The sequence below is a fragment of the Shinella sp. HY16 genome (genome assembly GCF_028534175.1).
Taxonomy (GTDB): domain Bacteria; phylum Pseudomonadota; class Alphaproteobacteria; order Rhizobiales; family Rhizobiaceae; genus Shinella.
This window is the reverse complement of record NZ_JAHYXL010000001.1, coordinates 3,781,705-3,802,361: the sequence shown is the minus strand read 5'-3', so window position 1 is coordinate 3,802,361 and position 20,657 is coordinate 3,781,705. Positions and strand designations below refer to the sequence as shown.

Sequence of the window (20,657 nt, the reverse complement as noted above, 5' to 3'; positions counted from 1 at the left end):
TCCCGAATGCTGCCACTTTCCGGAGACGGGCATGCATAGTCAATTCGGCAATGACATAAAGAATTTATTCCCGTTCGGATAAAATCATACGATAGGCGCGCGCCGACCATCGCGAAAGGCAGCCGGCGAGGCCAAAGAACGGGAGACCGTCAGCTCTCGTGCGCAATGCGCGGCCGGCCGCTGGCGATCGCGGTGAAGCGTGCCTCCATGAGCTTGCGGCGGCCTTCCACCTCCGGCGCGTCGATCTCCTCGGTGAACGTCACCGCCGGCTCGTCCGCACCGTTGATCCGGGCCGCGGTGAGCGCCGCCGTCATCGCCCGCTCCTTCGCCAGCGCGAAGGCCTCGCTTTCGTCGACAAAGCGCGCGCTTTCACCCGTGCCGCCGACGATGAAGATGCCCTCTTCCGGCATGGTCACGAAGACCGTGACCATGGTGCGCACCTGACCCACCACCGCGCCGACCGCATTGGCAACGCCGGCGTCGGCGGGAATGGCCGATTCGGCGCCCAGCATGTCGGCGATGGCGGGATAATAGACCGGCGCCGAGGCACCGAGGCCGACGAGTGGCCGGTCGAGCGCGACGCGGAACCGCACGATGCCCGGCACGCGGTGCAGCGCGCGGTCGATCGTCAGCGAATGGACCGGATCGATCGCCCCTGCCCCGTCATCGGCAAGGCAGGCCGACAGGATGACATCGGCCGACTGCCGGGTAAGGCGATCGACGAGGACGCGCGCCAGGACTTCCGGACTGTCGGCGATCGGCCGGCCGGAACCGTCCCGCGTGCGGGCGGCGATCTCCAGTCCGAGACGGGCGGCCGTGGCATCCCACTGCCCCTGGCCGCCGAGCACATGCATGGCGTCGGAGGGTGTGATGCCGCAGATATGCACGAGGCCGCGCGCAACCAGCCGGTCGAGCGTCACCTTCTGCAACATGGTGGCGAGCAGCCCTTCCAGCGGAAGCGGCACCATGCCGATCTTCTCGTAAAGCGCCTGTTCCTGCGGCTGGAGGCCACTCGCCAACCGTTCCGGCACGCCGGTGCGCACAGCGAAGCGTCCATCGTGCCGCCCGGCATGGGGCGCGCGCATCTGGCGCTCCAGCACCGGGACGATTGCATCCGGATGCAGCGCCGAGGCAAGGCTCAGCGGCATGAAGCGGCGCGGCCCAAGCTCGATCTTCGCCTTCAGGCCGCGATCGTTGATGCGGACTTCCGAATCGCCGCCGAGGCCGAAGGTGCGCATGGCGACCGCCTCGACCATGGTGCGATAGCCGCCGACGACGGCGCCTTCCGCATCGAGCTTCGGCCGCCCGCCGTCGAGCACCGCCACATCCGTCGTCGTGCCGCCGATATCGGAGACGATGGCATTGTCGAGCCCGGTCAGGTGCCGCGCGCCGACGAGGCTGGCTGCCGGGCCGGACAGGATCGTCTCGATCGGCCGCAGCCGCGCCTCGGCCGCCGCGATCAGCGCTCCGTCACCGCGCACCACCATCATCGGCACATGGATGCCGCGACGGTCGAGATAGTCCTCGCAGGCGCCGATCAGCCGGTCGATCATCGAGACGAGGCGGGCATTGAGCAGCGTCGTCAGCGCCCGGCGCGGCCCGCCGAGCTTGGAGGAAAGTTCGTGGCTGCAGGTAACGGGCAGGTGCGAGACCTCGCGGATGCGCGCACGAACCCGTTCCTCGTGCGCCGGATTGCGCACGGCGAAATAGCCGGCGACGGCAAAGGAGGAGACGGTCTCGGCAAGGACCGGCAGGGCATCGTCGAGTGCGCTCATGTCGAGCGCCGTCTCGTCGCCATGCACATTGTGCCCGCCGGGCAGGAACAGCACCGGGTCGTTGCCGAGCGCATCGGCAAGGCCGTCGCGCTTCAGGTCCTCGGGACCGAATCCGATCATGACAAGGCCGGCGCGGCCGCCCTGCCCTTCCACCAGGGCGTTGGTCGCCAGCGTGGTGGAGAGCGAGACGAGACCGATGGCCGAGACGGGAGCCTTTGCCGCTTCCAGCACCGCTTCGACGGCACCGGAAATACCGACCGAGAGATCGTGGCGGGTGGTGAGTGCCTTGGCGCGGGCGACGACGCCGGCGGTTTCACTGTAGAGCACGGCGTCCGTGTAGGTGCCGCCGGTATCGATGCCGAGTAACAAATGGTCTGCCACGAGAATTCTTCCGTACCGCCTGCCGTCTCTTTTCAAAGCAGGCCGTGAATGGTGTTATTGCCTGAGGTGTTATGACATGTCCGGGCCGAATGCCACCATTCCCCCGGCGACATAAGGTGAAAGAACGAGGAGCGTACCTGTGATCGACCCCACCCCGCGAAAGCCGCTTCTGGCTGCCCTTCTTCTCGGCGCCGCGCTTCTGGCCGGCAGCCAGCCCGTCGCTGCCCAGGAGGAGAACGACGAGCAACAGTACCAGGCGCAGATCCCCGACGTCTCTGTCTACAAGGCGATGCTGGATGCCAACAAGCAGACGGGCTGGGTGCAGTTCCGCAATTTCGCCGACCAGCAGCTGATCTATTTCACCACGCTGCAGACGATGCATTGCCGCCTGTCGGAGATCCGCTATTCGATCAACAACGACACGCTCGACCAGCGCTTTCCGCTGGCCAAATGTGACCCTGAACTGCCCTTCAACCTGCCGTCGGACGAAACGCAGAACTGGATCTATATCGATCTGAAACCGGGCGAGGCGGAAACCATCGCCGTGCAGGCGGTCTGGGACGACGGCAGCGGCAGCGAGATCGTCGTCTACCAGCCCTGCAAGAACCCGGAAGCGACCTGCGCAGCGATCAAGACCATCAAGAAATCGAAGAAGCGTCTCGACGAGCCGTCACCCGCAACGCCAGTCCGTTAGCCGGCTGCGTCGTCAGGCGCTGCACGGGCCAGGGCCGCGTGTTTTCCGTCATGTCGAAACGGAAACGGCGCATCAGAACGCCGAGCGCGATGATCGCCTCCTGCATGGCGAAGGTCGCGCCGATGCAGATGCGCGGCCCGGCGCCGAAAGGCAGGTACTGGAAACGGTGGATCGCTTCGCGGTTTTCCGGGAGGAACCGTTCCGGCATATAGGCGCGCGGCTTCTGCCAGAGCAGTGCGTGGCGGTGCAGCGTCCAGGGCATGACGAGGATGGTGACGTCCTTGGGGATCTCCACCCTTTCGCCCTTAGGGCTCACCCAGACATCGTCGGCGATCGCCTCGCGGTTGATCGAGGGCGCCGGCGGATAGAGCCGCATCGCCTCCTCGAAGGCGGCGCGCGTCCAGGGCATGCGGTCGAGCCAGTCGACGGGGTCGGCGCCGCTCGACAGCACCCGGTCGATCTCCTCTTCCATCGCGTCCCGCACATGCGGCGAATTGGCGACACAGTAGAGCGTCCAGGCGAGCGCCCGCGCCGTCGTCTCGTGGCCGGCGCCGATGAAGGTGAGGATATTGTCCTCCACCTCCTCCATGGTCAGCCCCTCCGGCCCCGCCGCGCGCAAAAGCAGGGTCAGGAAGTCGTTCGGCGCGGCTTCATCGTCCTTCATGCGCCCAAGACGCAGGTCCATCGTGTCGCGCACGATCCCACGGAACTTCTTCAGCACCTTCAGCCCGCCGATCCGCGTCACGCGCGGCACCCAGGACGGCGCGCGCAGGAGATCCATGGGATCGACGCGGCCCATCGAATGCAGGAGGTCCTCGACATCGTCGGCAAAACTTTCCGACTGGGTGACGATCTCCCCGGAAAACAGCGTCTCGGAGAGGATGGCGAAGGCGAGCTCCGTCATGTCGTTGCCGATGTCGAAGACCGTGCCGTCCGATCCTTCGTATTTCTGCGCATAGAGCTCGGACTGCGCCAGCATCTGGCTGGCAAAGCCCTTGGCATGGCGCGGCGTGAAGATCGGCGCGACGGCCTTGCGCGAGCGGCGCCACACCCCGCCCTCGGCCGTCAGCAGCCCGTCGCGCAGGATCGGGCGCAGCACGAGCTGGCGCACCACGGCCATCTTGTAGTTCTGGGCATTGTCGACGAGCAGGTACTTGATCAGGCCGGGATCGTTGACGATCAGCGTCTTCTCGCCAAAGAAGCTCGTCATGATCCAGGGCAGCGTATAGGAGGGCTCGCCCCAGAGCTCCAGCGGATTGCGGAACACGGTGCGGATGATCTCGAGCTTCGAGGGCGGCACGGTGCGCGGGATCGGCGCCGGCGGTTCGAACGGCTCGGGGCGCATGTCCATCATCGGGCTCCTTTCAATCGGCTCTTCGTGGAAGGTGAGCCGAGAGGTAGGCCGAAGTTAGAGCAATTCCATCAAAAGTGCTTGAGCGTTCTGCGTCCGGACTTCTGGAAAACTAGAGCAGGCCCTGGAGTTCCGCCAGCTTGTCGTTGATCAGCCAGCCGTAATAGTTCTCCTCCGGCCAGGTCACTTCGCCGGAGGCGCGGCGTGCGGCAAAGGCGGCGGCGCGCGCGTCGGGATTGCCGATATTGTAGAGCGTCGCCGTCAGCCCCGGATTCTTCGAAATATCGACACCGGCGATCGTCTTGTAGGCGTCGATCGAGCGGCGGATCGAGGCGGCCATGTAGGCGAGCGAGATATCGGGATCCATGATCGCCTGGTAGACGCCGGCCGCATCGTTCTCGTCGAGCCGGTCATAGCCGGAGATGCGCGCGACGTCGTCCGTCAGCGTCAGCGCCGTCAGCGGATTGATCTGGCCGAGCCCAAAAGTCTGGCCGGCATAGAAGGGCTGGAAGAACACCGCGCTGAAGCGGTTGTTCGGGAAGGACGTACCGCCGACCGTGCGGCCCTTGAACGTGCGGTTCCACACCGTCTCGCGGCAGGTCCAGAGCGCATAGGAGCCCTTCTTGTCGGCGCATTTGGCAAATTCCGGCCGGTCGACGAAGTCGGCGACGTTTTCGCCGTCATAGGCGAAGCGGAACGAGCCGGTATAGGACGCCGCCTTCACATAATAGCTCTGCAGCCGGTCATAGGCGTCGACATTGTAGGTATGCTCGCCGACGATCGCGCCGACCATATGGATCGGCGCGATGCCGTATTTGCCGGCAATGGACTTGATCTTGCCGGTCAGCTGCCCGTCATTGGCGATGAGATCGCGCACCTTCTCATATTTCGCGTCGAAGGAGGTCTTGCCTGCCTTGGTGCGGCGCGTCGAGGCGCCCGGGATCTGCGGCTGCTCGGCATTGCGGTTGCCGGATGGCACCACATCGATCGCCAGGGCCGTTGTCTGGCTCTGGACAAGGAGGGCGGCTGCAAGGGCAAGCACGGAAATGAGCTGTCGCACGGGTCCGGTTCCGTCTTCTCGTAATGTCGGCATGGCAAGACCGATGCAACGCAAACATGTCGGAATGATGCCAAAATGCGTGCCATGCCTAGGCCGCACGGCGCCTCCTGTCGAGAGGCCTTGCCTGCAAAAATCCGGCACCGGCGGCCGCAAGGGCGGCCACCGGTGCGCAAACGTCACAGAATGTAGCGCGACAGGTCGGTATTGGCGGCAAGCGCGCCGACATGCTTGTGCACGTAGGCGGCGTCGATGAGGAGCTTGTTGCCGCCCTTGTCCGGCGCCTCGAAGGAGATCTCGTCGAGTACCCGCTCCATCACCGTCTGGAGACGCCGCGCGCCGATATTCTCGACGCTCGCATTGAGCTGCACCGCGACATCGGCCAGCGCGTCGATACCGTCCTCGGTAAAATCGAGCTCGACGCTTTCCGTCGCCATCAGCGCCTTGTACTGGCGGATGAGGCTCGCCTCCGTCTCGGTCAGGATACGGCGGAAGTCCTCCTTCGTCAGCGCGCGCAGTTCGACGCGGATCGGCAGGCGGCCCTGCAGCTCGGGCAGGAGGTCTGACGGCTTGGAGACGTGGAAAGCACCGGAGGCGATGAAGAGGATGTGATCCGTCTTGACCGGCCCGTACTTCGTCGCAACCGTCGTGCCCTCGACGAGCGGCAGCAGGTCGCGCTGCACGCCCTCGCGGGAGACGCCCGCACCCATGCCGCCGTCGCGCGCCGCGATCTTGTCGATCTCGTCGATGAAGACGATGCCGTCGTTTTCGGCCGAGCGGATCGCCTCGCGCTGGATCTGCTCGTTGTCGAGCAGCTTGTCGGATTCGTCGTCGATCAGGATCTTGTAGCTGTCCTTGACCGTCGTCTTGACCTTCTTGGTGCGCCCGCCCATCGCCTTGCCGAACATTTCGGAAAGGTTCAGCACGCCGATATTGGCGCCGGGCATGCCGGGGATCTCGAAGCCGCCGGGCATGCCGCCGCCCGTATCGGCAACGTCGATCTCGATTTCCTTGTCGTCGAGTTCGTTGCCGCGCAGCTTTTTACGGAACGAATCGCGCGTTGCAGGCGAGGCCGTCGCGCCGACCAGCGCATCGAGCACCCGTTCCTCGGCATTCATATGGGCCTTGGCCGTCACCTCGGTACGCTTCTTCTCGCGCACCAGGCCGATGCCGACCTCGACGAGGTCGCGCACGATCTGCTCGACATCGCGGCCGACATACCCGACCTCGGTGAACTTGGTCGCCTCGACCTTGACGAAGGGCGCACCGGCAAGCTTGGCAAGGCGCCGCGAAATCTCGGTCTTGCCGACGCCCGTCGGCCCGATCATCAGGATGTTCTTCGGCATCACCTCGTCGCGCAGGTCCGGCTCCAGCTGGTGGCGGCGCCAGCGGTTGCGGAGCGCGATGGCGACAGCGCGCTTGGCGTCATGCTGGCCGATAATGTAGCGGTCGAGTTCGGAAACGATCTCGCGGGGGGAAAAGTTAGACATCAGCTTTCCGTTTCTAGCAACGGTCCCGGGCCATCATCAGCGCCGGTCCGTCCTCAGTCATGCGTTGATCGAAAGCATGGAATCCGGCCTTTTCATAGGCCCGGATGGCATGCGCATTGTCGGGATGCGGATCGAGCACGACCCGTTCCATCCCCTCGGCGAAAACCCTTTGCACAAAGGCTTCGATCATCGCCGGCCCGTGGTCGATACCGACCATATCGGCAGGGCCGATGAACTGGTCGATGCCGACGGTGCGTTCGGGCCGGTCGCCGAAGGACAGATCGTCCGCCGCGATCCGGTAACATTGCAGATAGGCAAATTCCTTTCCATCATGGAGCACGATGAAGGACTCCATCGACGGCTCGTCGAAATCCGCCTTGATGCCGGCGACTTCGTCCGCCGGTTCGCCCCACCAGCGCCGGACATGCGGCACGTTCAGCCACCGTTCCAGCATCGGCAGGTCGGCGTCCGTCACCGGCCGGAAGGCATAGGCCTTATCGGTCGGCATCCAGCGTCTCGACCACGAAATTGTGGTTGGTGTAGACGCAGATGTCGCCGGCGATCTGCATGGCGCGCCGCGCGATCTCTTCCGCCGACTTGTCCGTATCCATCAGCGCGCGGGCCGCGGCATAGGCATAGTTGCCGCCCGAGCCGATCGCCATGGTGCCGTGTTCCGGCTCCAGCACGTCGCCATTGCCGGTCAGCGCCAGCGTGACGGACTTGTCGGCGACCAGCATCATCGCCTCGAGCCGGCGCAGATAGCGGTCGGTGCGCCAGTCCTTGGCAAGCTCGACGGCCGCGCGCATCAACTGGTCGGGATATTGCTCGAGCTTGGCTTCGAGCCGTTCGAGCAGCGTGAAGGCGTCCGCCGTGGCGCCGGCAAAGCCGGCAATGACATCGCCCTTGGCAAGGCGGCGCACCTTGCGCGCATTGCTTTTCATCACGGTCTGGCCAAGGCTCACCTGGCCATCGCCCGCCATCACCACCTTGCCGTCCTTGCGGACGGTGATGATCGTCGTGGCATGCATGGAAGCGTAGGGATTGTGTTCACTCATGAATAGACCTCTGGGGCCCGGAGACCGGGCGGGTACCGCCAGCGAGACGGCTTCGTTACGTCCTATGTAAGCGGCGTTTCGGCAATTGCAAACGCCGGCGGCCTCCATGGCACCCCTCCGCCGCCAGGCCGCAGCGCGACCCCTTACGGCACCGCCGCGGGTCTGCGTCTCACTGCAAAATAAACCTTGCTTTCCCCGTGCGATGAGCAGGTTATGGTCTCCCGTCAACAAAAGGGGTTACGGCAATGGCCAAAGGACAGGTTCGCAGCAACAAGGAAACGCGCAAACCCAAGAAGGACAAGGTGGCAGCCAAAGCCGCACCCACTCTGGGCTCGCAGGTGAAGAACAGCGAGAGCGCAACGAAGAAGAAGTGAGGCGGCGGCGGGCGATGCCGGCATGCTTGCATCGCTCTCCCCCAACCCGCACGCCCCCTCCTCCGTCATCCTCGGACTTGACCCGAAGATCCACTCCTCACGGCACGCCGGAGGATGTGACATGGATCCTCGGGTCAAGCCCGAGGATGACGGAGGGTGTGGCAACGGCTTCCCAATGTGGCGACGTGCCTGATCACGCCGGCGTCGATCCCCGCTTCTGCCCTTTTTTACACCCCGATTTTCCCCGTCTCCAAAACCCGTCCTATCCTGAACGTCCTTTCGCCGCCGGACGGATCGCGTAACGTGTCGATGCGGGCGGGAGGAGGCGCTTTCGATGTCCGCCGAAACGTACGGCGGGGGCGAAAGAGGCGTGGAGCGCCACGGTGCCTCGCAGCCTTTCCCGTTCTCAGGGATCAGGCCAGCGGGTGAGCGCCGTGTGCGGAGCTTCCCCCTTCCCCGGGTCGCGGGGTCGGTTTGGGTCCGCCATGCAAGCAGGATGGTGGCGCATGCCCCCGAAAAGGGCGGAACGCGGTTTTCGGACAAGGCCTATGCGCCAACACACTGTGCAGCGAAGCCTGCCATGCCTGAAGGAGGATGAGACCACCTCCGAAGAACGCCTTGGGCCGCGCGAAAGCGAAGCCATCCATATACCCCTTCCAGAGGCAACGCTTTCGCGCGGTTCTCCGGACCGGACTGGTTTCAAACCCCGATGGGCGACCTGCGGGCCGTTTCCCCCTGCACCGAAAACCTGCGAAACACTGGCCTTTTCCCAAGAGCCCTGTTAAGGAGCGGCGACACTCTACCGGAGACCGCAATGAGCCGCACCGCCAGCGTTTCGCGCAAGACGAACGAGACCTCCGTCGCCGTCACCGTCAATATCGACGGCACCGGCACGTCGACCATTTCGACGGGCGTCGGTTTCTTCGATCATATGCTCGACCAGCTCGCGCGCCATTCGCTCATCGACATGGACATCAAGACCGAAGGGGACCTGCATGTCGACGACCACCACACGGTCGAAGACACCGGCATCGCCATCGGCCAGGCCATCGCCAAGGCGCTCGGCGACCGCCGCGGCATCACGCGCTACGCCTCGCTCGATCTCGCCATGGACGAGACGATGACCCGCGCTGCCGTCGATGTTTCCGGCCGCCCGTTCCTCGTGTGGAACGTCACCTTCTCCGCCCCGAAGATCGGCACCTTCGACACCGAGCTGGTGCGCGAGTTCTTCAACGCGCTCGCCCAGCACGCCGGCATCACGCTGCATATCCAGAACATCTACGGCGCGAACAACCATCATATCTCGGAGACGTGCTTCAAGGCCGTCGCGCGCGTGCTACGCACCGCGACCGAGATCGATCCCCGCCAGGCGGGCCGCGTTCCCTCGACGAAGGGTTCGCTGGCCTGAAGCAATTCCAGCAAAAGTGTGAAGCGGTTTTGCGTCCGGAATTGCGTGAGAACCAACACTTGGATTGTTTGAGCATTTCGAAGAAAGGCACGAACAATCCGGGCATAGATGGAGGCCTGTCGATATGGCCACGTTCCTCTTTCTGATACCGCCGGGTGCAAAATCCCAGGATGAGAACGCCCGGATCATCCGTGATCGTTTTTCGTGGATCGCGTTCTTCGTACCGTTCCTCTGGCTGCTGTGGCATCGCGCGTGGCTGGCCGCAGCCCTTGTTTTCGCGCTCGCCGCGCTGGGCTCCGCCATTTCCGAGCATCCGGTCTTCGGCCTTGCCGGCCTCGGCATCTGCCTTGCGACCAATCTTCTCGTCGCGCTTGAAGGCCCCACGATGATCGTCGCCGGCCTGCGCCGGGCCGGCTGGACGGTGGACGCGGCCATAGCGGCAGACGACCGTGCAACGGCGGAAGAGATTTACTACATGGACATCAGGACCGGCGAACCGGAGACGCGTCATACCGTTTCCCTGCCGGCAGCCGAAACCTCCCCGCGCCGGCACGCTCCCATGCTCGGCCTCGTCGGTTTCAAGGAAGGACGCTGAGATGCGCGTTGCAATCATCGACTACGGTTCGGGCAACCTGCGCTCGGCCACCAAAGCCTTCGAACGCGCCGCGCGCGAAGCCGGCATTACCGCCGAGATCGACCTGACGGACAAGGCCGAGCGCGTCGCCAGCGCGGATCGCATCGTGCTGCCCGGCGTCGGCGCCTATGCCGATTGCCGTCGCGGCCTTGATGCCGTGCCCGGCATGGTCGAGGCGCTGCGCGAGACCGTCGAGGCGAAAGCCCGTCCCTTCCTCGGCATCTGCGTCGGCATGCAGCTCATGTCCTCGCGCGGCCTCGAAAAGACCACCACCGAAGGCCTCGGCTGGATCAGGGGCGATGTCGTCAGGATGACGCCCGACGATCCGGAGCTGAAAATTCCGCAGATCGGCTGGAACACGCTCACCCGCCGCTACGCGCATCCGCTCTTCGAGGGCATTCCGGAGACGCTGCACGCCTATTTCGTGCACTCCTACCACCTCGCCGCCGAAAACCCTGACGAGGTGGTCGCCACGGTCGGCTATGGCGGCCCGATGACCGCCTTCGTCGCCGACGGCAACAAGGCCGGCGCGCAGTTCCATCCGGAAAAGAGCCAGTCGCTCGGCCTCGCCCTCATCACCAATTTCCTGCGCTGGAAGCCGTAACATGATCCTCTTTCCCGCCATCGACCTGAAAGACGGCCAGTGCGTTCGCCTCAAGCTCGGCGACATGGACCAGGCCACCGTCTACAATCCCGACCCGGCCGCCCAGGCGAAAGCTTTTGAAGACCAGGGTTTTGAATGGCTGCACGTTGTCGACCTCAACGGCGCCTTCGCCGGAGAGAGCGTCAACGGTGCTGCCGTCGATGCTATTCTCAAGGCGACGAAGAATCCGGTGCAGCTCGGCGGTGGCATCCGCACGCTGGATCATATCGAAAGCTGGCTGGCGCGCGGCCTCTCCCGCGTCATCCTCGGCACCGTTGCCGTGCGGGATCCGGCGCTGGTCATCGAGGCCTGCCAGAAATTTCCGGGCAAGGTCGCTGTCGGCATCGACGCCAAGGGCGGCAAGGTCGCCGTCGAGGGCTGGGCGGAAGCCTCCGAACTCGGCGTGATCGAGCTTGCCAAAAAATTCGAAGGCGCCGGCGTTGCCGCGATCATCTACACGGACATTGACCGCGACGGCATTCTGGCCGGCATCAACTGGGCTTCGACGCTGGAACTCGCCGACGCCGTCTCCATTCCCGTCATCGCCTCCGGCGGCCTTGCCTCGATGGACGACATCCGCCGCCTCGTCGCGCCGGATGCCCGCAAGCTGGAGGGCGCGATTTCCGGCCGGGCGCTCTACGACGGGCGGATCGATCCCGCCGAAGCGCTGGCCATGATACGAGGAGAAGCCGCATGACCCTCAAGGCCCGCGTCATTCCCTGCCTCGACGTGAAGGACGGCCCGCGACGCCCGCAGCCGCATAGCGGCGAGGACGCGCAAAACAAGAAGAAGGAGGCCGTCCTTTGACCCTCAAAGCACGCGTCATTCCCTGCCTCGACGTGAAGGACGGCCGCGTCGTCAAGGGCGTCAGCTTCGTCAATCTGGTCGATGCCGGCGATCCCGTGGAATCGGCGAAAGCCTATGATGCGGCCGGTGCCGACGAACTCTGCTTCCTCGACATTACCGCTTCCTCGGACAACCGCGACACGATCTTCGACGTCGTGGCGCGCACCGCCGACCATTGTTTCATGCCGCTCACCGTCGGCGGCGGCGTGCGCGCAGTGGCGGATATCCGCAAGCTGCTGCTTGCCGGCGCCGACAAGGTCTCGATCAACTCGGCCGCCGTCGCCAATCCGGATTTCGTGGCGGAAGCGGCCGACAAATTCGGCAACCAGTGCATCGTCGTCTCGATCGATTCGAAGAAGGTTTCGCAGGACGGCGAGGAAGACCGCTGGGAAATCTTCACCCATGGCGGCCGCAAGCCGACCGGCATCGACGCCGTCGCCTTCGCCGAAAAGATGGTGGAACGCGGCGCGGGCGAGCTGCTGCTGACCTCCATGGACCGCGACGGCCAGAAGGGCGGCTATGACATCGCCCTGACCCGCACCATCGCCGACCGCGTCTCCGTGCCGGTCATCGCCTCGGGCGGCGTCGGCACGCTCGACCATCTCGTCGAGGGCGTGCGCGACGGCCATGCGACGGCGGTGCTGGCGGCCTCCATCTTCCACTTCGGCACCTATACGGTGGGCGAAGCGAAACGCTACATGGCCGAGCATGGCATTGCCATGCGGCTCGACTGAGGAGAGAGCGATGAGCGACTTTTCCCTTGCCGATCTCGAACGCATCGTCGATGCCCGCGCCAAGGCCGATCCGTCGGAATCCTGGACGGCCAAGCTCGTGGCCGCCGGGCAGCAAAAGGCGGCAAAGAAGCTCGGAGAAGAGGCGATCGAGACGGTTATCGCGGCGATTGAGGGCGAAAAGGCCGCTTTAACGAGCGAAACGGCCGATTTGCTCTATCATCTGATCGTCGTATTGAAAATCGGCGGCGTCGCGTTACAAGATGTCATGGAGGAGCTGGAGCGGCGGACGAACCAGTCCGGCCTCGTGGAGAAGGCCAGCCGGAAGAGTTGATGATCCAGGCAGTGCGCGACAAGGACCAGGCGGATATTCCGGACGATTTCGGCAACCGCGACTATTCTCCCTACCGCTTTTTTTCGGCAGACGAGTGGGCGCGCTTCCGGGCCGACACGCCGCTGACGCTGACCGCCGACGAGGTGCAGCGCCTGCGCTCGCTGAATGACCCGATCGACCTCGACGAAGTCAGGCGCATCTACCTATCGCTGTCGCGTCTGCTTTCGGCCCATGTCGAATCCTCGCAGATCCTGTTCGAGCAGCGCAAACGCTTCCTCAGCCTCTCGGACGAGGCCAAGACCCCCTATGTCATCGGCATTGCGGGTTCGGTCGCTGTCGGCAAGTCAACCACCGCCCGCATCCTGATGGAGCTGCTGTCCCGCTGGCCTTCCAGCCCCAAGGTCGATCTCGTGACGACCGACGGTTTTCTCTATCCGAACGCGGTGCTCCAGCGCGAAAACCTGATGGAGCGCAAGGGTTTCCCGGAGAGTTACGACATAGGCGCACTGCTGCGTTTTCTCTCGGCCATCAAGGCTGGCAAGAAGGACGTCAAGGCACCGACCTATTCGCACCTCACCTATGACGTGTTGCCCAACGCCTTCCGCACCATCGACCGGCCGGATATCCTGATCTTCGAGGGTATCAACGTGCTCCAGTCACGCAATCTGCCGGCCGACGGCAAAATCGTGCCGATGGTCTCGGATTTCTTCGATTTCTCGATCTATATCGACGCGGAGGAGACGCTGATCCACACCTGGTATGTGGATCGTTTCATGCGCCTTCGGGAAACGGCTTTCCGCAACCCCGATTCCTACTTCCACCGGTACGCGACGATCAGCGAGGACGAGGCGCTGACGATCGCGGAAAACCTCTGGCGCAACATCAACCTGAAGAACCTGCACCAGAACATCCTGCCGACCCGCCCGCGCGCCGATCTCATCCTGCAGAAGGGCGAGAACCACCTCATCGAGACGGTGGCGCTGCGCAAGCTCTGAGCAGGCTATGGATTGACCCGACGGAGCGTCAGATTGATGCGCCCGGCGTTCTTCAAAAGCGTCGACGTGCCGGGATAGATCCGGTCAACCCCGTGAAAGATCAGCCGGCTTTCCCCGCCGAACACGAAAACGTCGCCGCTTGAGAGGCGGAACGACCGTGTCGGATCGCTGCGGGAAACACCGCCGACGCGGAACAGGCACTGGTCGCCAAGCGAAACGGACACGACAGGCGCTGCAAATTCAGTCTCGTCCCGATCCTGGTGCAGGCCCATCTTGGCATCCGGATCATAGAAATTGACGAGGCAGGCCTCCGGCGGCTTTTCGAAGCTGGATACCGCGTTCCACAGGGCGAGAAGAGTCTCGGGAATGGCCGGCCAGGGGCGGCCGGTCTCGGGATGGGTCGGCTGGTAACGATAGCCGCCGTCCTTGTCCGTCACCCAGCCGAGCGAGCCGCAATTGGTCATGCGCACGGACATCGGCTTGCCGGTCTTCGGCATGCGCGGCACGAAGAGCGGCGCCTCGGCCACGATCTGCCTGATAGCGGCGACCAGGGCCTCCTGGGCCGAGCGATCAAAATGGTCGGGGAAGTAGCGCAGCCCCGGGGCGAGGCCGCGCTCAGCCATGACACATCTCGCGGTCCGTACGGTTCACGCTTCCGCCAGGTCCGGAATGCGCAGCACCTGGCCGGGATAGATCTTGTCCGGATGGGAGAGCATCGGGCGGTTGGCGTCGAAGATCAAGGTGTGCTTGGCGCCCTTGCCCTTGCCGTAATAGGCCTCTGCGATCTTCCAGAGATTGTCGCCCTTCTTGACCGTGTGAAGGGTCGGGTCATTGGCGGGCGCGGAGACTTTCAGGAGTTCCGTCAGGTCGATCTTTTCGAGTTTCAGGCCGGAATCGGCCGGTGCGACCTTGAGATCGGCGGCCTCGACCTTGGAAATCCCCAGCGTATTGCCCACGGCGATGACGGCCTTTTCGAAGGCCGTCTGGTCGGCCACGACGCCCTTCAGCACACATTTGTCACCCTCCACGGAGACTTCGACATTCTGCGTGCCGAGATCGAAGGAATCGAGCTCCTTCTTGACCGCCTCGGCTTCCGGCGCTTCGTCGTCGCCGATGCCGAGCTTCTTGCCGGCGTTCTTGATAAAGCTGAAGAGACCCATGGCTACCTCCCTGGTCTTTTTTGCCTGGTTTTCCGAACTTAAGCAGAGCCCTTCCGCAAAGGAAAGCTCTCGTTTCACTCTCACCGCTAAACGGCCAAGTTGCGGCAATCATTCACCGCCGGGCTTGGCCCGCATGCGCTTGACGTCCGATCGGCCCGATTTTTCCTTGAGCCGGCGTTCGACCGAACCTTTCGTCGGCTTCGTCTTCTTGCGCACCGGCGGCGGCGGTTCGGCCGCCTTGAGGATCAGCTCCTTCAGCCGCTCGCGCGCATCCTCGCGATTGCGTTCCTGGCTGCGAAAGCGGTTCGCCTCGATCAGCAGCACGCCGTCCTTGGAGACCTTGCGGCCGGCGAGCCGTTCCGCGTTGGCCTTCACCCGGTCGTTCAGCGAGGGCGAGTTGCGCAGATCGAAGAAGAGCTGCACAGCCGTCGAGACCTTGTTGACGTTCTGCCCGCCCGGGCCGCCGGCCAGCACGAATTGCTCGGTCAGTTCCCAGCCGGCAATCGTGATCGAACTCTTGATGTAGAGGGGCGCGCTTGCCATGGAAATTCCTTTCCCGGCCGTTTTAACCGGCACCGGGCGAAACGGGAAGCTGCCGCCGGAAAGGAAAATACCGACGAAAAACCCGGCCGCAGGGGCCGGGTTTCACGTGAATCATTGCCAAAAAGCCTTATTCGGCGGCAACCTTCAGGCCCGGCGCGGCATCGCGCACGCCGCCATCGACATGGTCCTCGAACTTTTCGAAGTTCGCGATGAACATGTCGACGAGCTTCTGGGCCTGCTTGTCATAGGCAGCGCCATTGGCCCAGGTCGAACGCGGGTCGAGAATCTTCGTGTCCACACCCGGCACCGAAACGGGCACCTGGAAGCCGAAATTGTCGTCACGGCGGAACAGCGCGTCCTTCAGAGAGCCGTCGAGCGCGCTGGCGAGCAGGGTGCGCGTCGCCTTGATCGGCATGCGACGGCCTTCGCCGTAAGCGCCGCCCGTCCAGCCGGTGTTGACCAGCCAGCAATCGACGCCGTGCTCGGCGATGAGCTCCTTCAGGAGATTGCCGTAGACCGTCGGGTGGCGCGGCATGAAGGGGGCACCAAAGCAGGTCGAGAAGGTGGCTTCCGGCTCGGTCACGCCACGCTCGGTGCCGGCAACCTTGGCGGTGTAGCCGGAAAGGAAGTGGTACATGGCCTGGTCCGGCGTCAGCTTGGCGATCGGCGGCATGACGCCGAAGGCATCGGCCGTCAGCATGATGATCGTCTTCGGGTGCGGTGCGCGACCGGTCTTGCTGGCGTTCGGGATGAAATCCAGCGGATAGGCGCAGCGGGTGTTCTCCGTCAGCGAGCCGTCGTTGAAATCAGGCACGCCGTTCGCGTCGAGCACGACGTTCTCGAGGACGGAACCGAAACGCTGCGTCGTCGCGTAGATTTCCGGCTCGGCTTCGGCCGAAAGGCGGATCGCCTTGGCGTAGCAGCCGCCTTCGAAGTTGAAGATGCCGTTTTCGCCCCAGCCGTGCTCGTCATCGCCGATCAGCGTGCGGGTCGGGTCGGCCGACAGCGTCGTCTTGCCGGTACCCGACAGGCCGAAGAACACGGCAGCGTCACCATCCGGGCCGACATTGGCCGAGCAGTGCATCGGCATGACCTTTTCCGACGGCAGCAGCCAGTTCAGAACGGTGAAGACCGACTTCTTCATCTCGCCGGCATAGAAGGTGCCGGCAATGAGCACGATGCCGCGGGTCAGGTCACAGGCGATCATGGTTTCCGTGCGGGCGCCGTGGCGCTCGACATCGGCCTTGAAGGTCGGCAGGTCGATAATCGTCAGCTTCGGGGCAAAGGCCGCAAGGTCCTTCTCTTCCGGGCGGATGAGCAGGTTGCGGATGAACAGCGAGTGCCAGGCGAGTTCCGTGACGACGCGGGTCGGCAGGGCGTAGTCGGCATCGGCACCGCCGACGAGATCCTGCACGAAAAGGTCGCGATCGGCGGCATGGGCCAGCATGTCGGCGTGCAGCACGTCGAAATGCTCGCGCGAGACGGCCTTGTTGTTGTCCCACCAGATGGCGCCTTCGGTGTTTTCGTCGCGCACGACGAACTTGTCCTTGGGCGAACGGCCGGTGTGCTGGCCGGTGAGGGCGCGAAGGGCGCCATGGGCGGTCTTGACCGCTTCGCCACGACCGAGGGCCTCTTCATAGAGAGCCTCAGCAGCAAAGTTGTACCGGACCGTGCCGTTGGTGTGGATACCCATCGCGGTGAGCCCCTGAGCGGGGTTGCGAACGCCAAGTTCCTGCATGGTCCAGTTTTCCTCCAAGGCGACAAGACTGGTGTGAATTTTGCCGGAACCTAATGCGCAGCTGTCACAAAGACAAGAGGAAAATAGAAATTAGGCAATGATATCAATTAATTAATCGATTTAAAGAATTATGTTACTTTTTTAATCGTTTGAATAATCGATTTAAAAATGACTTGGCCGGCACGCCCGAAACGTCTCCCTTTATCTTCGCCACAATTTGTTCCACCTTTACCCCCAGGAAGGCGCATCAGATCCAGGACAGGAAACGATCCGAGGTCGGGAAAGGCGCCGATGAATATGGAGACTAGCAGGATGCAGACGATCGCACTCGTTGACGACGACCGGAATATTCTGACATCCGTGTCGATCGCTCTGGAGGCAGAAGGCTACAAGGTCGAGACCTATACGGACGGCGCCTCGGCCCTCGACGGCCTTCTTGCCCGACCGCCGCATCTGGCGATTTTCGACATCAAGATGCCGCGCATGGACGGCATGGAGCTCTTGCGCCGGCTGCGCCAGAAATCCGATATCCCCGTCATCTTCCTCACCTCGAAGGACGAGGAGATCGACGAGCTGTTCGGGCTGAAGATGGGCGCGGACGATTTCATCACCAAGCCGTTCTCGCAGCGCCTCCTGGTGGAGCGCGTCAAGGCGATCCTGCGCCGGGCCTCGAGCCGTGAGGCCGCAGCCTCCGCGGGTGCTGCCGGCAGCGCGGCAAAGGCCGGCGAGATTGCGGCCCGCTCGCTGGAGCGCGGCCAGCTCGTCATGGACCAGGAGCGCCACACCTGCACCTGGAAGGGCGAGCCTGTCACGCTCACCGTCACCGAATTCCTCATCCTCCACTCGCTGGCGCAGCGCCCGGGCGTCGTCAAAAGCCGCGATTCGCTGATGGATGCGGCCTATGACGAGCAGGTCTATGTCGACGACCGCACCATCGACAGCCACATCAAGCGCCTTCGCAAGAAGTTCAAGATGGTCGATACCGACTTCGACATGATCGAAACGCTCTATGGCGTCGGTTATCGTTTCCGCGAGATGGCCTGAGACGCGATTTCGCTTGCATGGACCGCGGCGGCGATGGCATGCCGCGGTCAGCGGCGTTGCGCCGCATGAAGGATAGACCCGCTTGTTGCAGACAGCGCCGGAAAAGGATGGGGAAGACGTCGAGGGCCGCCCAGCGCCGCGCTCCCTGCGCCGCCGCTGGACCCATCCCTTCACGCTGGCCCGCCGCATCTTCGGCAATGCCGTCTTTTCGAGCCTGACGCGCCGTATCCTGTTCTTCAACCTCGTCGCGCTCGTCGTGCTCGTCGCCGGCATCCTCTATCTCAACCAGTTCCGCGAGGGCCTCATCGACGCGCGCGTCGAGAGCCTCCTGACCCAGGGCGAAATCATCGCAGGGGCGATCTCCGCTTCCGCTTCCGTCGATACCAACTCGATCACCATCGACCCGGAAAAGCTGCTGGAGCTGCAGGCCGGCCAGAGCATCACACCGCTGCCGAACGACGAGGACCTCGAATTCCCGATCAATCCGGAGCGCGTAGCGCCGGTTCTCCGGCGGCTGATCTCACCGACACGCACCCGTGCGCGCATCTACGACACGGACGCCAACCTGCTGCTCGATTCGCGGCATCTCTATACGCAGGGCCAGGTGCTGCGCTTCGATCTGCCGCCGGTGGAACCGGAAAGCACCAGCCTCATCGAGCGCATGAACGTCTGGTTCAACCGCATCCTGCAGCCGAGCAACCTGCCGCAATACAAGGAAGCGCCCGGCGGTGACGGCTCGATCTATCCGGAAGTGATGAATGCGCTGACCGGCGTGCGCGGCGCGGTTGTGCGCGTCAACGACAAGGGCGAGCTGATCGTCTCGGTCGCCGTGCCCGTGCAGCGGTTTCGCGCGGTGCTCGGCGTGCTGCTGCTCTCGACCCAGGCAGGGGACATCGACAAGATCGTGCATGCCGAGCGTCTCGCCATCATGCGTGTTGCGGGCGTTGCCGGCCTCGTCAACATCGCGCTGTCGCTGCTACTTTCCAGCACCATCGCCAACCCGCTGCGCCGGCTTTCGGCGGCGGCGATCCGCGTGCGGCGCGGCGCCAAGGAGCGCGAGGAGATCCCCGATTTCTCGGCACGCCAGGACGAGATCGGAAACCTTTCGATTGCGCTTCGCCAGATGACGAACGCGCTCTACGACCGCATCGACGCGATCGAGAGCTTTGCCGCCGATGTCAGCCACGAGCTGAAGAACCCGCTGACCTCGCTGCGCAGCGCCGTCGAGACGCTGCCGCTGGCGCGGACGGATGAATCGAAAAAGCGGCTGCTCGACATCATCCAGCATGACGTTCGCCGTCTCGACCGCCTGATCAGCGATATCTCCGATGCCTCCCGCCTCGATGCCGAGCTTGCCCGCAGCGATGCCCGCACTGTCGATCTCGAGAAACTGCTCGGCGACCTCATCGACATCTCGCGGCAGGTCAACACGCGCAAGAAGCCGGTGACCCTCGATTTCGTGGTGGACCGCAAGGACAATCCGAAGGCGAAGTTCGAGATATCCGGCTACGAGCTGCGCATCGGCCAGATCGTCACGAACCTCATCGAAAACGCCCGCTCCTTCGTGCCGGACCCCGGCGGGCGTATCGTCGTGCGCCTGTCGCGCGGGCGGAACGACCGCTGCATCATCCAGATTGAGGACAACGGCCCCGGCATCCAGGCGGAAAACATCGACCGCATCTTCGAGCGCTTCTATACGGACCGCCCGGCCACCGAGGATTTCGGCCAGAATTCCGGCCTCGGCCTCTCCATCTCGCGGCAGATCGCCGAAGCCCATGGCGGCACGCTGAAGGCCGACAACATCGTCGACAAGGCGACCGGCGAACTGGCGGGCGCGCGCTTCACACTGTCGTTGCCGACCGGGACGCAAAAATGACCCCCCTCGCCAACGTGCACGGGACGGCGATCGTGATCGGCACACGCGGCTTTCTGTTCATCGGCCCCTCCGGCACGGGCAAGAGTGCGGTCGCGCTCCACTGCATCGGCGAGGCCCGCGCCCGCGGCCTCTTCGCCGCCCTTGTCAGCGACGACCAGGTTTTCGTTTCCGAAACGAACGGCCGGCTCATCGCCCGTGCGCCAGAAAGCATTGCGGGTCTGGCGGAGGTCCGCGGGGCCGGCATCGTCGCGGTAAAGACGATCGAGGCGGCCGTTCTCATCCGGGCGATACGCCCGATGGAGCCGCCATTTACCGAGCGCCTGCCGCCGGAAGGGGAAACCGTCACGGTTCTACCGTCGCTCCTCCTGCCCCTCACACGGCTACCGCTCTTCCCTAGCGTGAGTGCTTTTTCGACCTTGATCGCAATTCACCCGGAAATCCTGGAGAGTTGACCGCAAAAGCCCCGAGAAAACACGAAATCGGGCATTTTGGACTTGCACTTGGTCTTTTCATTGACATGATGGCCAC

At 63.9% G+C, this 20,657-nt stretch carries 22 protein-coding genes; 12 read left to right on the top strand and 10 right to left on the bottom strand.

Going from position 1 to position 20,657, the window contains the following annotated elements:
• Positions 1 to 149: 149 nt before the first annotated feature.
• Positions 150 to 2,156 carry a hydantoinase/oxoprolinase family protein gene (locus K0P03_RS18615; RefSeq protein ID WP_272790301.1) on the bottom strand — a complete coding sequence of 669 codons (2,007 nt, stop codon included), beginning with the start codon at positions 2,154 to 2,156 and terminating at the stop codon, positions 150 to 152.
• A gap of 139 nt (positions 2,157 to 2,295) precedes the next feature.
• Here K0P03_RS18615 and K0P03_RS18610 point away from each other — a divergent pair, with 139 nt between their 5' ends.
• Positions 2,296 to 2,850 carry a hypothetical protein gene (locus K0P03_RS18610; RefSeq protein ID WP_050745397.1) on the top strand — a complete coding sequence of 185 codons (555 nt, stop codon included), beginning with the start codon at positions 2,296 to 2,298 and terminating at the stop codon, positions 2,848 to 2,850.
• Here K0P03_RS18610 and K0P03_RS18605 read toward each other — a convergent pair.
• The 5 genes from K0P03_RS18605 to hslV all read right to left on the bottom strand — a co-directional run bounded on the left by K0P03_RS18605 (position 2,795) and on the right by hslV (position 7,803).
• Positions 2,795 to 4,201 carry a cytochrome P450 gene (locus K0P03_RS18605; RefSeq protein WP_130518184.1) on the bottom strand — a complete coding sequence of 469 codons (1,407 nt, stop codon included), beginning with the start codon at positions 4,199 to 4,201 and terminating at the stop codon, positions 2,795 to 2,797. The genes K0P03_RS18610 and K0P03_RS18605 overlap by 56 nt on opposite strands.
• Positions 4,202 to 4,313: 112 nt before the next feature.
• On the bottom strand, positions 4,314 to 5,261 hold the full coding sequence (locus K0P03_RS18600) for a DUF1402 family protein (protein WP_023512674.1): 948 nt from the start codon (positions 5,259 to 5,261) through the stop codon (positions 4,314 to 4,316).
• A gap of 176 nt (positions 5,262 to 5,437) precedes the next feature.
• Positions 5,438 to 6,748: an ATP-dependent protease ATPase subunit HslU gene (gene hslU, locus K0P03_RS18595; RefSeq protein ID WP_023512673.1), complete on the bottom strand. Its 1,311-nt coding sequence runs from the start codon at positions 6,746 to 6,748 to the stop codon at positions 5,438 to 5,440.
• Positions 6,749 to 6,761: 13 nt separating this feature from the next.
• The gene (locus K0P03_RS18590) at positions 6,762 to 7,256 is read right to left on the bottom strand and encodes a GNAT family N-acetyltransferase (RefSeq protein WP_272790300.1); all 495 of its coding nucleotides are present in this window, start codon (positions 7,254 to 7,256) and stop codon (positions 6,762 to 6,764) included.
• Positions 7,243 to 7,803: an ATP-dependent protease subunit HslV gene (gene hslV / locus K0P03_RS18585; RefSeq protein WP_023512671.1), complete on the bottom strand. Its 561-nt coding sequence runs from the start codon at positions 7,801 to 7,803 to the stop codon at positions 7,243 to 7,245. Before hslV ends, K0P03_RS18590 begins: the two co-directional genes overlap by 14 nt.
• 245 nt (positions 7,804 to 8,048) lie before the next feature.
• Between hslV and K0P03_RS18580 the strand changes: the two genes are divergently transcribed.
• From K0P03_RS18580 to coaA, 8 genes are all read left to right on the top strand, one after another.
• Positions 8,049 to 8,177, top strand: coding sequence for a hypothetical protein (locus K0P03_RS18580; RefSeq protein WP_023512670.1), 129 nt, complete (start codon positions 8,049 to 8,051; stop codon positions 8,175 to 8,177).
• A gap of 814 nt (positions 8,178 to 8,991) precedes the next feature.
• The gene (gene hisB / locus K0P03_RS18575; RefSeq protein WP_023513689.1) at positions 8,992 to 9,585 is read left to right on the top strand and encodes an imidazoleglycerol-phosphate dehydratase HisB; all 594 of its coding nucleotides are present in this window, start codon (positions 8,992 to 8,994) and stop codon (positions 9,583 to 9,585) included.
• 124 nt (positions 9,586 to 9,709) lie between these two features.
• The gene (locus K0P03_RS18570) at positions 9,710 to 10,180 is read left to right on the top strand and encodes a DUF2628 domain-containing protein (protein ID WP_023513688.1); all 471 of its coding nucleotides are present in this window, start codon (positions 9,710 to 9,712) and stop codon (positions 10,178 to 10,180) included.
• 1 nt (position 10,181) lies between these two features.
• Positions 10,182 to 10,823, top strand: a complete 642-nt coding sequence (gene hisH / locus K0P03_RS18565; protein ID WP_272790299.1) for an imidazole glycerol phosphate synthase subunit HisH — start codon at positions 10,182 to 10,184, stop codon at positions 10,821 to 10,823.
• Position 10,824: 1 nt separating this feature from the next.
• On the top strand, positions 10,825 to 11,559 hold the full coding sequence (gene hisA / locus K0P03_RS18560) for a 1-(5-phosphoribosyl)-5-[(5-phosphoribosylamino)methylideneamino]imidazole-4-carboxamide isomerase (RefSeq protein ID WP_272790298.1): 735 nt from the start codon (positions 10,825 to 10,827) through the stop codon (positions 11,557 to 11,559).
• A 106-nt stretch (positions 11,560 to 11,665) separates the two neighbouring features.
• Positions 11,666 to 12,442, top strand: coding sequence for an imidazole glycerol phosphate synthase subunit HisF (hisF, locus tag K0P03_RS18555; protein ID WP_023513684.1), 777 nt, complete (start codon positions 11,666 to 11,668; stop codon positions 12,440 to 12,442).
• 10 nt (positions 12,443 to 12,452) lie between these two features.
• Positions 12,453 to 12,773, top strand: coding sequence for a phosphoribosyl-ATP diphosphatase (locus tag K0P03_RS18550; protein ID WP_023513683.1), 321 nt, complete (start codon positions 12,453 to 12,455; stop codon positions 12,771 to 12,773).
• Positions 12,773 to 13,768 (top strand): type I pantothenate kinase, encoded by a 996-nt coding sequence (coaA, locus tag K0P03_RS18545; RefSeq protein WP_024271288.1) that lies wholly within the window; start codon positions 12,773 to 12,775, stop codon positions 13,766 to 13,768. The genes K0P03_RS18550 and coaA overlap by 1 nt, the downstream gene beginning before the upstream one ends.
• Positions 13,769 to 13,773: 5 nt before the next feature.
• On the opposite strand, the gene K0P03_RS18540 is transcribed toward coaA, so the two are convergent.
• The 4 genes from K0P03_RS18540 to K0P03_RS18525 all read right to left on the bottom strand — a co-directional run bounded on the left by K0P03_RS18540 (position 13,774) and on the right by K0P03_RS18525 (position 17,209).
• Complete coding sequence (locus K0P03_RS18540; RefSeq protein ID WP_272790297.1) at positions 13,774 to 14,391, bottom strand: alpha-ketoglutarate-dependent dioxygenase AlkB family protein; 618 nt, start codon at positions 14,389 to 14,391, stop codon at positions 13,774 to 13,776.
• Between the two features lie 24 nt (positions 14,392 to 14,415).
• On the bottom strand, positions 14,416 to 14,928 hold the full coding sequence (lysM, locus tag K0P03_RS18535) for a peptidoglycan-binding protein LysM (RefSeq protein ID WP_050745391.1): 513 nt from the start codon (positions 14,926 to 14,928) through the stop codon (positions 14,416 to 14,418).
• A gap of 108 nt (positions 14,929 to 15,036) precedes the next feature.
• The gene (gene arfB, locus K0P03_RS18530; protein WP_050745390.1) at positions 15,037 to 15,471 is read right to left on the bottom strand and encodes an alternative ribosome rescue aminoacyl-tRNA hydrolase ArfB; all 435 of its coding nucleotides are present in this window, start codon (positions 15,469 to 15,471) and stop codon (positions 15,037 to 15,039) included.
• Between the two features lie 127 nt (positions 15,472 to 15,598).
• Positions 15,599 to 17,209: a phosphoenolpyruvate carboxykinase gene (locus K0P03_RS18525; protein WP_272790296.1), complete on the bottom strand. Its 1,611-nt coding sequence runs from the start codon at positions 17,207 to 17,209 to the stop codon at positions 15,599 to 15,601.
• Positions 17,210 to 17,521: 312 nt separating this feature from the next.
• On the opposite strand from K0P03_RS18525, the gene K0P03_RS18520 reads away from it, so the two are divergent.
• The 3 genes from K0P03_RS18520 to K0P03_RS18510 all read left to right on the top strand — a co-directional run bounded on the left by K0P03_RS18520 (position 17,522) and on the right by K0P03_RS18510 (position 20,581).
• On the top strand, positions 17,522 to 18,253 hold the full coding sequence (locus K0P03_RS18520; protein ID WP_023514723.1) for a response regulator transcription factor: 732 nt from the start codon (positions 17,522 to 17,524) through the stop codon (positions 18,251 to 18,253).
• 145 nt (positions 18,254 to 18,398) lie between these two features.
• On the top strand, positions 18,399 to 20,129 hold the full coding sequence (locus tag K0P03_RS18515) for a sensor histidine kinase (protein ID WP_245290438.1): 1,731 nt from the start codon (positions 18,399 to 18,401) through the stop codon (positions 20,127 to 20,129).
• Positions 20,126 to 20,581 (top strand): HPr kinase/phosphorylase, encoded by a 456-nt coding sequence (locus K0P03_RS18510; protein WP_272790295.1) that lies wholly within the window; start codon positions 20,126 to 20,128, stop codon positions 20,579 to 20,581. Before K0P03_RS18515 ends, K0P03_RS18510 begins: the two co-directional genes overlap by 4 nt.
• The last annotated feature ends 76 nt before the right edge of the window (positions 20,582 to 20,657 follow it).

Bases quoted from the DNA above. Each gene is read 5' to 3' on its own strand.
- K0P03_RS18605 (WP_130518184.1), bottom strand. From the start codon at position 4,201: ATGGACATGCGCCCCGAGCCGTTCGAACCGCCGGCGCCGATCCCGCGC.
- hslU (WP_023512673.1), bottom strand. From the start codon at position 6,748: ATGTCTAACTTTTCCCCCCGCGAGATCGTTTCCGAACTCGACCGCTAC.
- K0P03_RS18590 (WP_272790300.1), bottom strand. From the start codon at position 7,256: ATGCCGACCGATAAGGCCTATGCCTTCCGGCCGGTGACGGACGCCGAC.
- hslV (WP_023512671.1), bottom strand. From the start codon at position 7,803: ATGAGTGAACACAATCCCTACGCTTCCATGCATGCCACGACGATCATC.
- K0P03_RS18580 (WP_023512670.1), top strand. From the start codon at position 8,049: ATGGCCAAAGGACAGGTTCGCAGCAACAAGGAAACGCGCAAACCCAAG.
- hisB (WP_023513689.1), top strand. From the start codon at position 8,992: ATGAGCCGCACCGCCAGCGTTTCGCGCAAGACGAACGAGACCTCCGTC.
- K0P03_RS18570 (WP_023513688.1), top strand. From the start codon at position 9,710: ATGGCCACGTTCCTCTTTCTGATACCGCCGGGTGCAAAATCCCAGGAT.
- hisH (WP_272790299.1), top strand. From the start codon at position 10,182: ATGCGCGTTGCAATCATCGACTACGGTTCGGGCAACCTGCGCTCGGCC.
- hisA (WP_272790298.1), top strand. From the start codon at position 10,825: ATGATCCTCTTTCCCGCCATCGACCTGAAAGACGGCCAGTGCGTTCGC.
- K0P03_RS18550 (WP_023513683.1), top strand. From the start codon at position 12,453: ATGAGCGACTTTTCCCTTGCCGATCTCGAACGCATCGTCGATGCCCGC.
- coaA (WP_024271288.1), top strand. From the start codon at position 12,773: ATGATCCAGGCAGTGCGCGACAAGGACCAGGCGGATATTCCGGACGAT.
- K0P03_RS18540 (WP_272790297.1), bottom strand. From the start codon at position 14,391: ATGGCTGAGCGCGGCCTCGCCCCGGGGCTGCGCTACTTCCCCGACCAT.
- lysM (WP_050745391.1), bottom strand. From the start codon at position 14,928: ATGGGTCTCTTCAGCTTTATCAAGAACGCCGGCAAGAAGCTCGGCATC.
- arfB (WP_050745390.1), bottom strand. From the start codon at position 15,471: ATGGCAAGCGCGCCCCTCTACATCAAGAGTTCGATCACGATTGCCGGC.
- K0P03_RS18525 (WP_272790296.1), bottom strand. From the start codon at position 17,209: ATGCAGGAACTTGGCGTTCGCAACCCCGCTCAGGGGCTCACCGCGATG.
- K0P03_RS18520 (WP_023514723.1), top strand. From the start codon at position 17,522: ATGCAGACGATCGCACTCGTTGACGACGACCGGAATATTCTGACATCC.
- K0P03_RS18510 (WP_272790295.1), top strand. From the start codon at position 20,126: ATGACCCCCCTCGCCAACGTGCACGGGACGGCGATCGTGATCGGCACA.